The 14,175-nt window shown below is 44.1% G+C and carries 10 protein-coding genes (1 of these 10 cut by a window edge); 2 read left to right on the top strand and 8 right to left on the bottom strand.

Annotation, left to right across the window (positions count from 1 at the left end):
* Positions 1 to 134: 134 nt before the first annotated feature.
* Together NST85_RS00470 and NST85_RS00465 are read left to right on the top strand one after the other, a co-directional pair.
* Entirely contained in the window at positions 135 to 2,888 is a 2,754-nt protein-coding gene (locus tag NST85_RS00470) for an alpha-mannosidase (protein ID WP_341188248.1), read from the top strand.
* 27 nt (positions 2,889 to 2,915) lie between these two features.
* Complete coding sequence (locus tag NST85_RS00465; protein ID WP_341188247.1) at positions 2,916 to 4,202, top strand: glycoside hydrolase family 125 protein; 1,287 nt, start codon at positions 2,916 to 2,918, stop codon at positions 4,200 to 4,202.
* A gap of 221 nt (positions 4,203 to 4,423) precedes the next feature.
* Here the strand turns inward: NST85_RS00465 and NST85_RS00460 are convergent, their stop codons facing one another.
* From NST85_RS00460 to NST85_RS00425, 8 genes are all read right to left on the bottom strand, one after another.
* Complete coding sequence (locus NST85_RS00460) at positions 4,424 to 5,986, bottom strand: extracellular solute-binding protein (protein WP_341191054.1); 1,563 nt, start codon at positions 5,984 to 5,986, stop codon at positions 4,424 to 4,426.
* Positions 5,987 to 6,471: 485 nt separating this feature from the next.
* Entirely contained in the window at positions 6,472 to 7,755 is a 1,284-nt protein-coding gene (serS, locus tag NST85_RS00455; RefSeq protein ID WP_341188246.1) for a serine--tRNA ligase, read from the bottom strand.
* A 147-nt stretch (positions 7,756 to 7,902) separates the two neighbouring features.
* Positions 7,903 to 8,487, bottom strand: coding sequence for a pyridoxal 5'-phosphate synthase glutaminase subunit PdxT (pdxT, locus tag NST85_RS00450; protein ID WP_341188245.1), 585 nt, complete (start codon positions 8,485 to 8,487; stop codon positions 7,903 to 7,905).
* 19 nt (positions 8,488 to 8,506) lie between these two features.
* Positions 8,507 to 9,388 (bottom strand): pyridoxal 5'-phosphate synthase lyase subunit PdxS, encoded by an 882-nt coding sequence (gene pdxS, locus NST85_RS00445; protein WP_127195145.1) that lies wholly within the window; start codon positions 9,386 to 9,388, stop codon positions 8,507 to 8,509.
* A 109-nt stretch (positions 9,389 to 9,497) separates the two neighbouring features.
* Positions 9,498 to 10,916 carry a D-alanyl-D-alanine carboxypeptidase family protein gene (locus NST85_RS00440; protein ID WP_341188244.1) on the bottom strand — a complete coding sequence of 473 codons (1,419 nt, stop codon included), beginning with the start codon at positions 10,914 to 10,916 and terminating at the stop codon, positions 9,498 to 9,500.
* A gap of 111 nt (positions 10,917 to 11,027) precedes the next feature.
* Entirely contained in the window at positions 11,028 to 12,485 is a 1,458-nt protein-coding gene (gene guaB, locus NST85_RS00435; RefSeq protein WP_127195147.1) for an IMP dehydrogenase, read from the bottom strand.
* 308 nt (positions 12,486 to 12,793) lie between these two features.
* Positions 12,794 to 13,381, bottom strand: coding sequence for an ATP-dependent Clp endopeptidase proteolytic subunit ClpP (gene clpP / locus NST85_RS00430; RefSeq protein WP_341188243.1), 588 nt, complete (start codon positions 13,379 to 13,381; stop codon positions 12,794 to 12,796).
* Between the two features lie 19 nt (positions 13,382 to 13,400).
* Positions 13,401 to 14,175 carry the 3' portion of an RNA polymerase sigma factor gene (locus NST85_RS00425; RefSeq protein WP_341188242.1) on the bottom strand. 20 nt of this gene lie beyond the right edge of the window, so the window shows 775 of its 795 coding nt (coding positions 21-795); its start codon lies beyond the right edge, outside the window; its stop codon occupies positions 13,401 to 13,403.

The raw sequence follows: 14,175 nt of genomic DNA, 5'->3' as shown, positions 1-14,175 counted from the left end.
CTTGGCTTCATCTCCCCTATGTTTTATGTGTTGTTTTTATCCCCCTCTTCAGACGAGCAAATCATACATATTGTGATTTCGATAGAGATATGTGAACCTTCATACGAATGTCTTTGAATATAGGAGGTTTTTATATGACCCGTAAAACAGCTCACCTGATCTCCCATACGCATTGGGATCGGGAATGGTACATGCCTTACGAGCATCATCACTACCTACTGATGGAACTGATGAATGATCTACTTACGACCCTAGAAGAAGATGAACGCTATCGTTATTTCCACCTTGATGGCCAAACGATTATTATTGAAGACTTTTTACAAGTGCATCCGGAAAAAAGAGAACAGCTTGAAAAATACATCACCGAAGGACGCATTATCATTGGCCCATGGTATGTATTGCAGGACGAGTTCCTAACAAGCTCAGAAGCGAATGTCCGTAATCTACTGATTGGACACCAGGATGCAGCTAAATATGGGGTAATCTCGAAGCTAGGATACTTCCCGGATTCCTTCGGCAATATGGGCCAGGCGCCTCAATTGCTACAACAAGCCGACATTGACACAGCAGTGTTCGGACGTGGAGTAAAACCTACTGGATTCGACAATGTGGTCATCGACCATATCAACTCCAGCTATGAATCTCCTTATTCCGAAATGTTCTGGTCTTCCCCCGACGGATCCAAAGTGATCGGTTTGCTATTCGCCAATTGGTACAGCAACGGTAATGAGGTCCCTGTAGATCAAGCAGAAGCTAAAATTTATTGGGATAAACGTTTGGCTGATTCCGGAAAGTACGCTTCAACTCCCGAATTGTTGTTTATGAACGGCTGTGATCATCAACCTGTTCAAATGGATTTGGGAGACGCTATCGATACAGCTAAGGAACTGTTCCCTGATGTTGATTTTGTTCATTCTAGCTTCGAGAACTATATCGATGCCTTGAAGGAGCAGCTTCCCGCCGATCTAGTGACCGTTGAAGGCGAGCTGCGCAGCCAGCATACCGATGGCTGGGGCACATTAGTCAATACCGCTTCGGCACGTGTCTACCTGAAGCAGCTCAACCAGGTTGGTCAGACTCTGCTAGAAAAGGGAGCTGAGCCACTTGCCGCTCTAGCTCATCTTGTCAGCGGAAAGTCTTATCCTCATCAATTGCTAACTTATGCTTGGAAAACATTGATGCAGAATCACCCTCACGACAGCATTTGCGGCTGTAGTGTAGATGAAGTTCACCGCGAAATGGTCAGTCGCTTCGATAAGAGCAGACATATAACCGAAGCCATTATAGACGAGAGCTTGAAGGCAGTTGCCGGAGAAATCGGAACCGCGAATGTGGAGGCATGGGGAGATTCGAGTCTTCCTGTTACGATCTTTAACATGACGGGATGGGATCGTAGTGGAACCGTGAGCGTTGAGCTCATTACTCATAAGGCTTACTTCAAGGAAGGGCCTAATCCAACGGCGATTGCCGAACGGTTAGGGGCGCTACCACTCCATTTGGAGGACGGTCATCTACTGGATGAGAATGGTCAGATTATCGCCGCTAAGGCGGAGGATTTAGGTGTTCAATTCGGTTATGAACTGCCTCAGGATCAATTCCGTAAACCTTATATGGCCCGCAAAATTCGTTTGACCTTTAATGCAGGGCAGGTTCCGGCACTTGGCTTCAGAACCTTTGCCTGGGAGCCATCAGCATCCAAGCTTGGGCAGGCTACTCGTAGCCCGCTTGTTGCCTTTGAAAATGGTATGTCTAATGAGTTTATTGCTGTACAAATCCATGAGGATGGCTCTTATGATGTGACGGACAAACGTAGCCAACGAACTTTTGCAGGTCTCGGTATATACGAAGACTGCGGAGATATTGGTAATGAATATGTATTCAGACAACCGGAAGGCGATATTGCGCTGACTACCAAGGGTATTCCTGCTCAAATTACGCTTGTAGAAAATGAGCCTTACCGAATTTCCTACGAGATCATACATGAATGGGAAATACCAGCTTCAGCAGATGCCTTATTTGAAGAGGAAAAACGCAAGATGGTGCCATTCCGCAAACGCCAGGCCGCTCGTTCGGCAGACACGCTGCCACTGAAAATTGTCACCACAATCAGCTTAGAGCAGTCTGGAAAAGGAGTTCAGGTGTCTGCCTCATTCAATAATCAGGCACAAGACCACCGACTTCGTGCTCTATTCCCTACGGGACTGGAAGCAACAACACATCTTGCCGATTCCATATTTGAGGCAGCAGAACGCGACATTACTCCAGCATCCGAATGGATCAATCCGAGTAATGCCCAGCACCAACATGCCTTTGTTAGTGTATCCGACGGCCAGTTTGGCCTGACGATTGCAAATAAAGGTCTTAACGAATATGAAGTGCTACGTGACGGGGTTAATACAATAGCCGTTACCCTCCTGCGCAGCGTATCAGAGCTGGGAGACTGGGGTGTATTCCCTACACCGGAAGCACAATGTCTAGGTGAACACACCGTAGAGTTTGCCATTTATCCGCATGTTGGCACTGTTGTTGAATCTATGACCTTTGCTGAGGCTTATCAGTATCAGTCACCGTGGTTCCATATCCAGGCGGAACGGAATCAAGGATCATTACCATCAACGTATCAACTTTTAAAATGGCAGGGTAACTCGCTCGCCTTGTCGGCCTTCAAACTGTCCTTAGATCATGAAGATGTGATGATTCGGTGGTACAATCTGGCCCATCAATCTGAAGAATTCACCATGAAGCCTTCCTTCCCAGTGGATAGCATCTATTTGAGCGACATATTAGAGCGCAGACACAATAGCGAGGAACTGGTTGATGGCGAACTTCAAGCCACTGCAGGCAAAGCCCAAATCATAACTTATGCACTAACACCTCAGAAAAAATAAATTAAAAAATTAGGAGGAACATTTATCATGACTTTAACCTTACCAGCTTCCATTACACAGTTTCTAAATGAGTCGGACGAGCGCCTCGCTCATAATCCTAAGCTACAAAAGCTGTTCAGAAACTGCTTCCCTAACACGCTTGAGACGACAACCAAACTGCTTGAAGATGGCACTACCTTTGTATTCACCGGCGATATCCCAGCCATGTGGCTGCGAGATTCAGTGGAACAAGTTCGTCATTACATTCCTTATGCCAAAGAAGATAAGGATTTACAACGCATTCTCAGCGGTCTAATTGCCCGTCAGATGTTCTACATCAACATTGACCCTTATACTAACGCCTTTAATGAAACGGCGAATGACAAGCATTACAGAGCCACTGACGATTGTAATTTGAACCCTTGGATGTGGGAACGTAAATATGAGTTAGATTCCCTTTGCTTCCCGGTTCAACTTCTCTATTCGTACTGGAAAGAAACAGGACAAACGGATGTCTTTACAGATGCTTGTTATCAAGCACTAACATCGATTGTAAATGTGATCATTACTGAACAACATCATGAAGAGAAATCTCCTTACCACTTTATCCGCCAAACCGTACAGGAGACTGAAACCTTGCAAAACAATGGACGTGGTCTACCTGTGAACTACACAGGTATGTCATGGTCTGCCTTCCGTCCAAGTGACGATGCCAATCTATTCGGATATAACATTCCTGGCAATATGTTCGCTGTAGTTATTCTCGGACATATCAGAGACATCGCCAAGGAAATCTATAACGATACCCGGCTCGCTGAACGTGCGGAGAAGGTTCGTAAGGAAATCGACTTTGGTATCCGTGCTTATGGTATTGTTGAACATCCGAAATACGGCAAAATATATGCCTACGAAACAGACGGATATGGCAACTACTGCCTCATGGACGATGCAGGTACGCCAGGATTACTTACCATCCCTTATATTGGCTACGCAGGAGTAGATGATCCGATCTACCAAAATACACGCCGGTTTGCTCTCAGCTTTGATAATCCATTCTACTTTGAAGGCAAGTTTGCCAAAGGTATCGGTAGCCCGCATACTCCAGGCGGTTATGTATGGCATATGGCGCTGTCGATGCAGGCCCTCACTTCTAACAATGATGAAGAGATCAAAGAATTGATTCAAACCCTGATCGATACGGATGCGGATACCGGTTATATGCATGAAGGCTTCCACCCAGATGATCCTTCCGACTTCTCACGGGAATGGTTCGCTTGGTCCAACAGTCTCTTTGCTACACTGATCAGTAAGGCTATGGATAAGCGCCTCGTATAGAACAGAATTAGCATAATAGATCGCAACAAACTAAAACAGCCAGTCTCCCGTAGGGGAGATTGGCTGTTTAGTTTTAAACTCGATTTTCTACTATTAAAGTGATATCTCCCCTTTCATAGTGCATCTATCCAGAGCACCTAACTAAGCTTTTACTCACACGAAGAGGGTACCCCAGCAGCCATTTTCACGGCATTTGGGATACCCAATCTTAAGTCATTATCTTAGCTTGTTTTCCAACGATCATATGCTGTTTGATATACCTCAGCTAATCGTTCACTGCCCATTTTCTTAAGTGTATCTACGTATTTGTTCCAACCGTCCAGTGATTCCTGGCCCGTAATAAATTTAGCTTCCATTTGCGATACATAAGTACTCAAATCAGAGCGTAATGTCGTTACTTCAGTAGATTCTTCTGCCGTCAAGAACAATGCTGGGAATGGTACTTTAGATCCACGATCCGTCAACTTTGTTTTTGATTCTTGAACTACCCACTCTTCAAACTCATTTTTGGAAAGTTCATCAGGAACTACCATTGGTGTTCCAACTCCATAGTTAGGTGTCAGCTTAGAACGATAGTCTTCACGGTCTTCTCCATTTGGAACTGGTAAGTATTCAATTTTGGTCTTACTCTCGTCTGTATACTTCCAGAGGGTTCCTTCAGGTCCTTTGTTAAACAACATCGATCCTTCTGTAGAGTACATATAGTCTACCCAACGAATGGATGCCTCAGGTGCTGGATTGCTGTTTGAGATCGCAAACGTACCCGTAGCAAAGCCTTTATTTCTAGCGATTGCAGGAGCATCTACCATATCGCTCTTCACAGGACTAAACATCACATCTTCCGTGCTAGGCTCACCACCAAGGGCCATGTAAGCATTCCAGTCAGAGAACAACAGGACTTGGTTATTTTTAATCTTTGCTTTTTTCTGATCATCTGTTTGTGAGAAAGACTCATGATCTAGAAGATTTTCATTCCAGAGTCTATTCATGTAAGTCAGATAAGCCTTGTATGGCTCTTCCATTGGCGTATAATGCACTTTATCCTGGTCATCAACATAGATTTCTTCTTCATTGGCACCAAAAGCACCAAGGATCCATGTGCGAATATCTCTTAATTTGTTCGTACCACTAGAAGAGGATAGAGGGATTTCATCCTGAACACCGTTACCATTAGGATCCTCGTCTCTAACACGTTTTAAGAGCGTGTACAATTCTTCAGTTGTTGTAGGAATTTCTTTCACATCAAGCGCTTTCAATAATTTGCTGTTATACCACATCGGATTTCTGTACCACGGTTGGAACATCTCAATGCGCGGAAGAGAATAAATATGTCCGTCTGGCGCTGTAATGGATTTGCGAATATCAGGATAATCGTCTAGAACCTTCTTGATATTTGGCGCATAATCATTGATCAAATCTTCAAGAGGAATCAGGATTCCTTGTCCCCCATAGTTCAATTCCTCAGCTTGCGTCAATTTAGCCCCGAAGAAAATATCAGGATAATCGCCACTTGCAAACACTAAATTTTTCTTCGTATCGAAGCTATCCCGAGGTGCATTAAGGTATTCAATACTGATCCCCGTTAATTTCTCCATCTCCTGCATAACAGGCATGTCCTTCCAGTTTTGAATCCCCATATCAGGAGCCATTATTGATAAAGATAAAGGCTCATTAACAATAGGATATCCCTCTTTGTTTATAGCAGCTGTATTCGTACTCTTGTCTGTTCCCCCGTTACCTTTGCTATCAACTGAACCACAACCACTGAGCAACGTTAGCGCCATTACTGAAACTAATAATAACGATATGCCCTTCTTCTGATTTGTACGCACCGCATTTCCTCCTCTTGATGTTTTCTATTTTATGTTGTCTAGATAATAAACGAAGAAAGATACAGCTTCGAATATTACCTCACATGATCGCGCTTGCAAAATATCTCGTAAATTGCTAACGCTTACAATGTAAATTGTAGACAATAGGGAGTCATAGCGTAAATATGTCGATTTTGCATTGTCACACTTATATCAACAATCCCTTACCCGATAAGGAGTAGGGGTTTTATGGTCACTTAAAAACGCGGGCAATGTGTCATTTTTGAAATACCAATAGACTGCAAAAAATACACATTTACAGTTATTCAACATGCTCTATCCCTGCATTTCTTAACTTATTTACCTCAGTCTGAGATTGTAAAAAAAGAGGCCAACCCCTAACTTACGGTTGGCCTCTTACTGACAACGAAATAATCACTACACATCCACAGTCAGTTTTATTTACGTTTGGAAATGACCTGTACATTCCCCATGTAAGGACGAAGCACTTCCGGCACTTCAACACTGCCGTCTTCCAGTTGGTAATTTTCTAGGATCGCAGCTACCGTACGACCTACAGCAAGACCGGATCCGTTCAATGTATGCACAAATTCCGGTTTCGACTTCGGATCTGGACGGAAACGAATATTGGCGCGGCGCGCTTGAAAATCTTCTACATTCGAGCAAGAGGAGATTTCACGGTAAGCGCCAGTTTCCGGCAACCATACTTCAAGATCATATGTCTTCGCAGCCGTAAAGCCCAGATCACCCGTGCAAAGAGCTAGAACCCGATATGGTAGATTCAGCAGTTGTAACACCCGTTCTGCATCCCCAGTCATCTTTTCCAATTCCTCATATGAGGTCTCAGGATGTACAATTTTGATCATTTCGACCTTATTGAACTGATGCTGACGAATTAAGCCCCGTGTATCCCGTCCTGCAGCACCCGCCTCTGAGCGGAAACATGAGCTATATGCAACGTAATGATGCGGTAATTCTTCGCTGGTGAGAATTTCATCACGGTGGTAGTTAGTTACTGGAACCTCAGCCGTTGGGATGAGATAGTAACCATCCTCGGTCAGCTTGAAGAGGTCCTCTTCGAACTTCGGTAGCTGTCCAGTTCCATACAGACTGTCACGATTCACGATATAAGGTGGTAACATCTCCTCATAACCATGTTCATTACTGTGCAAGTCCATCATGAAATTGATCAACGCCCGTTCCAAACGTGCACCTAGACCTTTATAAAAGGTGAAGCGTGACCCTGTTACTTTGGCCCCTGCTTCAAAATCCAAAATCCCCAAGTCCACCGCAATGTCCCAGTGAGCTTTCGGTGTAAATTCAAAAGAACGTGGCTCACTCCAACGACGAATTTCTACATTCTCCTCTTCAGAAGCACCAATAGGTACGCTGGAATTAGGAATGTTAGGAATTGCCATCGTCAGTTCTTCAATCTGAGCCTCAAGAGAACGAACTTCATCGTCCAATTCTTTAATCCGATCTCCAACTTCACGCATCTCTGCAATGAGTTCGTCAGCATCTTCCTTGTTCTTCTTGCGCTTGGCTACTTCTGCAGACACCGTATTACGGCGGCTCTTCAGCGACTCGCTCTCCTGCAGTAGCTCCCGACGTTTCTCATCCAGAGGTGAAAAACCCGAGATAAGAGTTAATGATTTCCCCCGGTTCTTAAGCGCCTCTTCGACGCGTTCGTATTCATTTCGCAAAATTTTAACATCTAACATGGGTAGTCCCTCCTAGAATCATCCCTAAGCAGTCTTATTTATCATCATAGAAGAATGTGCCTGCTGTCGGGAACCGCCGGAAAACTTTGGTGTCCTCCAAAGAAACAACCTCAACCCTGGAATAGAGTCAAGGTAACAAAAGCAGCATTAGTTTACAGTCACATGCCTTCTCTGAATCATTTCCGTAAAATATTTATGTAGCGAGTAATCGTCTGTCAGCTCCGGATGAAACGACGACACGAGCAAATGTCCTTGCCGAGCTGCAACAATCTCATCCTTATACGTAGACAATACATCAACGCTATCAGCAACTGAAGTAATGAGCGGCGCACGTATAAACACAGCACGTAACGGCTCTTTAAGCCCCTTCACTTCCAGATTCGTCTCAAAACTCTCCCGTTGACGCCCGAAAGCGTTACGGGAGACCGTAATATCCATCAAACCAAGGTGAGCTTCTTCCTCTCCTTCGATTCCTTTGGCTAAGACAATCAATCCAGCGCAAGTACCAAAGATCGGCTTGCCTTGATGTGAAAATTCCCGAATGGCTTCGATGAAATTATACTTTCTCATCAGCTTACCAATCGTCGTGCTCTCCCCACCAGGAATAATCAATCCATCAAGTTCCTCAAGCTGATCAGGGTGCTTTACAGGCACCCCTTCCGCTCCAGCACTTTGTAAACTCGCAATATGCTCTGCAACAGCGCCTTGCAGCGCCAATACGCCCACCTTCATGACAATCCTTCTTTCTGTATTACCAGCCGCGATCGGACATCCGCTCAGACGGCGACAATTTCGAGATTTCAATGCCTTTCATGGGAGCGCCCAAATTCTTGGATACTTCAGCAATCAACTTATAATCGGTATAGTGCGTAGTTGCTTCTACAATTGCACGAGCAAACTTCTCAGGATTTTCCGATTTGAAAATACCTGAACCGACAAACACACCATCCGCGCCCAAATGCATCATCAGGGCAGCATCAGCTGGTGTAGCTACACCACCTGCAGCGAAGTTAACTACCTGCAACTTACCAGTCTCATGTACTTCAAGCAGTAACTCGTAAGCTACGCCCAGGTTCTTCGCTTCAGCATACAGCTCATCCTTAGATAAACCTTGTACCTTACGGATTTGGCTCTTAATGAGACGCATATGACGAACCGCTTCTACGATATTACCTGTTCCGGGTTCCCCTTTAGTACGAATCATCGATGCGCCTTCACTTATACGGCGCAACGCTTCACCAAGATCCTTAGCTCCACAAACAAATGGAACTGTGAAATCGCGCTTATCGATATGGAATACTTCATCTGCGGGTGTAAGGACTTCGCTCTCATCTAAATAGTCTACCCCAAGTGACTCCAGGACTTTCGCTTCAACAAAATGTCCTATACGAGCCTTGGCCATAACGGGAATAGTGACTACCTTCATGACTTCCTCAATAATAGTTGGATCAGCCATACGCGCTACGCCACCAGCTGCCCGAATATCGGAAGGAACACGTTCCAAAGCCATAACAGCAGTTGCCCCAGCTGCTTCAGCAATTTTAGCTTGCTCAGCATTCATGACGTCCATAATGACGCCACCTTTTTGCATTTCGGCCATACCTCTTTTTACCCGCGATGTTCCAGTTTCCATATCCACGCCCCCTTGGTATTGTACACTGTCTTTCTATACAATAATCTAACTTGTAATTTTACAATAGTGTCCCTAAATATACAACTCATTTAGTCGGAATTTATATATCTTAGAACAGATTCTTAATTCCGTTAAACAAATCTCCGAAGAAATCGCCAATTGCACGCATTAACAGTTTGAACCAGTTGGCCTTCTCTGCATCCTGAGCGGTAATTAGGTTAACCGTCTTCTCAAGTGCTTGATCCGTGCCATCTGCTTGGTAGGAATACGTAACTGTCCCCACCTTTGTTCCCTGTTTCAATGGAGCTGTGAAAGTCTCTTCAGATAGAGTTACCTTAGCTTGCAAACTGCTTGTATCTGCACCCTTAGGAATGACGAAGTCAACCCCTTGATCGGTAACAAGTGGAATTTGAGTATCTTTAGCTTTCTTCACTGTAATAAATTCGCTACCCTCAACAGTTGTTTTAGGAGCTACTATCTGTTTCGTTTCAAAGTTATTAAAACCATAATCAAGTACTTTGCGCGTCTCTACGAAACGAGCCTTTTCATCCGCAGTACCCATGACAACACTAATTAACCGTACCCCATTACGTACTGCTGTCCCAGTGAAACAGCTTCCGGCATTCACGGTATGTCCCGTCTTCAAACCATCCATACCTTCATAAGCAAACTGTTTGAAGTTAGTAACACTCTTGTTCGCTTCGAGCATGTAGTTCAGGTTAATCATCGGTTGCTTATCCCGTTCACGGAATTTCTTGGATTGAATCGTAGTGAACCGGTTAAAATCAGGGTGATCCGTTACGATGTACTTCGCTAGAAGCGCAGCATCCATCGCAGACATGACCGTTTCTTCCGTACTGTCCGGTTGGAATTCCTTAGGCATATCTTTAATATCTAATCCTGTAGAATTAGCAAAATGAGCAGTAGTCATCCCCATCCGTTTTGCCTCTTCATTCATCATATCTACAAATGCTAGCTCCGAGCCAGCAATATGCTCTGCCAACGCAACCGTAGCATCATTTGCAGATGCCATTGCCATAGCAGTATACAATTCTTCTATCGTATGTTGATCTCCCTCTGCTAGGAAAATTCGCGAACCTACCGTTTGGGCGGCATTTTTGCGAACCGTCACGATATCATCCCATGCAAATTGTCCTTTTTTGACGAGATCGGCCACAATGTACTCGGTCATCATCTTCGTCATACTTGCTGGAGGGAGTGCTTCATCACCGTTAACATTAAGTAGTACTTGTCCAGATACCGGTTCTATCAAAATAGCAGACCTAACCTTCAAACCTAGCGAATCTACGCTTGGGATTTTGGAAGCTGCGGTTTTCGCTGCAGCCGGTTTTGTCGTGGTGGCTTCCGTCTGCGTCCCCTCTCCCTCTGCCAATACCATTGCCGGAACCAGAGAGAAGCACAACATGTTCAGTAACAAAACAGACGCTACAGTTTTAGTAATAAATTTCCGTTTTGTTGTTGTAGATTTAAATCCTTTAAGTTTCAATGCTTTTAAAGCTCCTCTCATTTTCACATTCTTTTGCTTATTCTATTCTATCACACGGTATTCCGCAAAAAAAGACAGGCAGGGCGAAAATCGCCCTGCCTGAGATGAAACATGATAATAAGGTACAAAAGACTACAATGAATAGTTAGGTGCTTCCTTCGTAATTTGCACATCATGTGGATGGCTCTCACGCAAACCAGCGCCTGTAATCCGAATAAATTGCGTATCATTACGCAATACTTCCAATGATTTGGTTCCGCAATATCCCATACCTGAACGCAAACCGCCGAGTAGTTGGTGAATGGTGTCGGAAAGTGGTCCTTTATAAGCAACTCGACCCTCGATACCTTCTGGTACAAGCTTCTTATCGTCCTCTTGGAAATAACGATCTTTGCTGCCCATCTTCATAGCGCCTAGCGAGCCCATACCTCTGTATACCTTGTAGCGACGTCCCTGATAAATCTCCGATTCACCTGGACTTTCTTCCGTACCGGCGAACAAGCTACCCAGCATGACCGCATGTGCACCTGCAGCAATTGCCTTCGTAATTTCTCCTGAATATTTAATACCACCATCTGCAATAATCGGAATACCATATTCGCGGGCTACTGTAGCACAATCATAAACAGCAGTAACTTGTGGTACACCAATACCAGCGATAACGCGGGTTGTACAGATAGAGCCTGGACCAATTCCGACTTTGACAACGGAAGCTCCAGCTTCGATGAGCGCTCTTGTCGCTTCACCTGTAGCTACATTACCTGCGATAATGGTTAGTTCAGGATGACGTTTGCGTAGCTCAGCCACTGCTTCAAGGATGTTAATATGGTGTCCATGTGCAGAGTCTACAGCAATAGCATCAACACCTGCTTTAACCAATGCATCCGTACGCTCAAAAGTATCTTTTGAGATCCCTACAGCAGCACCCACAAGCAATCTACCTTGATGATCCTTAGCAGCATGTGGGAACTGAATCGCTTTTTCGATATCTTTGATGGTAATAAGACCTTTTAGAATATTATTCTCATCAACTAATGGAAGCTTCTCAATTTTATGCTTTTGAAGAATACCCTCTGCTTCTTGTAAAGTTGTTCCTACAGCAGCAGTTACCAAGTTTTCATGCGTCATAACTTCGCTGATCTTGATACTGTAATCATGTACAAAACGTAGATCCCGGTTCGTAAGGATACCCACAAGTTTATTCGTCTCATCAACAATAGGCACACCAGAAATTCTGTACTTGCCCATAACTACTTCAGCATCCGAAACAAGATGGTCCTTCGACAGTGAAAATGGGTTCGTAATGACGCCACTCTCGGAGCGTTTCACCCGGTCAACTTCTTCTGCCTGTTGTTCAATCGACATATTCTTATGAATAATGCCCATTCCGCCTTCTCTTGCAATCGCTATAGCCAACGCTGCTTCAGTCACCGTATCCATACCAGCACTAATGAGGGGAATGTTCAATTTTACCTTATCACTTAGTCTTGTAGATACATCAACCTCTTTCGGTAGAACTTCCGATTTTCGAGGCACCAACAATACATCATCAAACGTTAAGCCTTCCTTATCAAACTTACTTTGCCACACTTTGAAATCTCCCCCTTATATTCTATTCTTAGCCGGCCGATTATCTATATAAATCAAGGCCTGAAAGACGCTTACGAAAATATATTATTGCCATCTTAGCAAAGGGCATATAGGCTGTCAAGAATAAGCGGATTAAATGTACGGAGTCTCCCACCCGCTTGCGATTGTCCCTAGTACGCGTACACTTCTTGAATTTGAGTATTTCTTTATGGACATATTTTTGCCCCAAATCACTCGATATCATTCTCTTTATATAAAAGAAAGACCACTGCTTTAGACAGTGATCTCCCTAACTCTAATAATATTTATTACCCGTCCTTACGAATTACCTTATCAATAACGCCGTATTCAAGCGCTTCCTCAGCAGACATAAAGTAATCCCGATCCATATCTTTTGCGATCCGTTCAATGAATTGGCCCGTTTGTTCCGCAGCAATAGTATTTAACCTCTCCCGGATACGAACGATGCGTCTTGCACTTATCTCGATGTCGCTAGCCTGACCTTGAACTCCCCCATGTGGTTGGTGAATCATGATCTCACTATTCGGCAAAGCAAAGCGTTTGCCCTTTGTTCCTGATAACAATAGAATAGCTGCGAAGGAAGCCGCCATACCTGAACAAATGGTCTGCACATCGGGCTTGATGTATTTCATGGTGTCATATATGGCAAAGCCAGCCGAAGTTGAACCCCCTGGACTGTTAATATAGAAGTGAATATCTTTCTCTGGATCCTCTGCAGCTAATAAAAGCATTTGCGCAGTAATACTATTAGCAACCTGATCGTCGATTGCAGAGCCCAAAAAGATAATTCGATCCTTTAGCAATCTGGAGTAAATATCATATGAACGCTCCCCATGCCCGGTTTGCTCAATCACGTACGGAATAATTGTACTCATCTAAAAACCCTCCTTAAGATTAAGCCGCCATGGCATATAGAGTTGGATTAGAACTTGAAACTAAATTCTTATGTTCCTCAAAATTTGATGTTCTTTGGACTTGAACCCGATCGGCCTTTCGACGATTTAATGCCACTGGAACCATATCAAGTTGACTATTATCGTTCATAAGCATAATTAGCGCCGTAGCATTCTGTTCTCTAAAAGCCTCGAGATAAGCATATACCACTTTTTCATCGACCTTGTTCTCAACTTTTTGAGCTTTCTTTGTGACTGTAGGATCAAAATCCCTACTTCCGTTATGTGTGTTTGTTCTTAACTTCATTCGGGCGCGATGAAGTACCGCTTTTACAGCTCCTTCGGTTGAATCTAACAATTGTGCTGTTTCAGCGGCTGTGTACTGAAATACATCCATCAATAACAACGTTATTCGCTGATTAACCGGCAAATGATTCACCATCGTCTCCATAGCCGTCCAAATCATCATTGTATCTGACCGTTCAAAGGATGGTGTATCATGGACCGATAGCAAATCTGCATTAATCTTCTTCTTACGATAACGATCAATCCATACATGATTCGCGATTCGATATAGATAGGATTTGTTAATGTTTAGTTCAGCTCCTTTGCCAAGAGCCACCTTCCATACCTTTAACCAGGTCTCTTGTGCAAGATCATCAGCTTCCCCCGTAGTCCCTACAAGAGATTGACAATACTGTCTTAACCCTGCCTGATGCAACTGGACCCATTGGGGAAAATCACCTAGTTCCCCGTCCTGACTTATCATTTGGTCA

The organism is Paenibacillus sp. FSL K6-2524, from assembly GCF_038005525.1.
Taxonomy (GTDB): domain Bacteria; phylum Bacillota; class Bacilli; order Paenibacillales; family Paenibacillaceae; genus Fontibacillus; species Fontibacillus anaericanus.
Note: the sequence above shows the minus strand (reverse complement) of the source record. Positions and strands in the feature narration are given on the sequence as shown.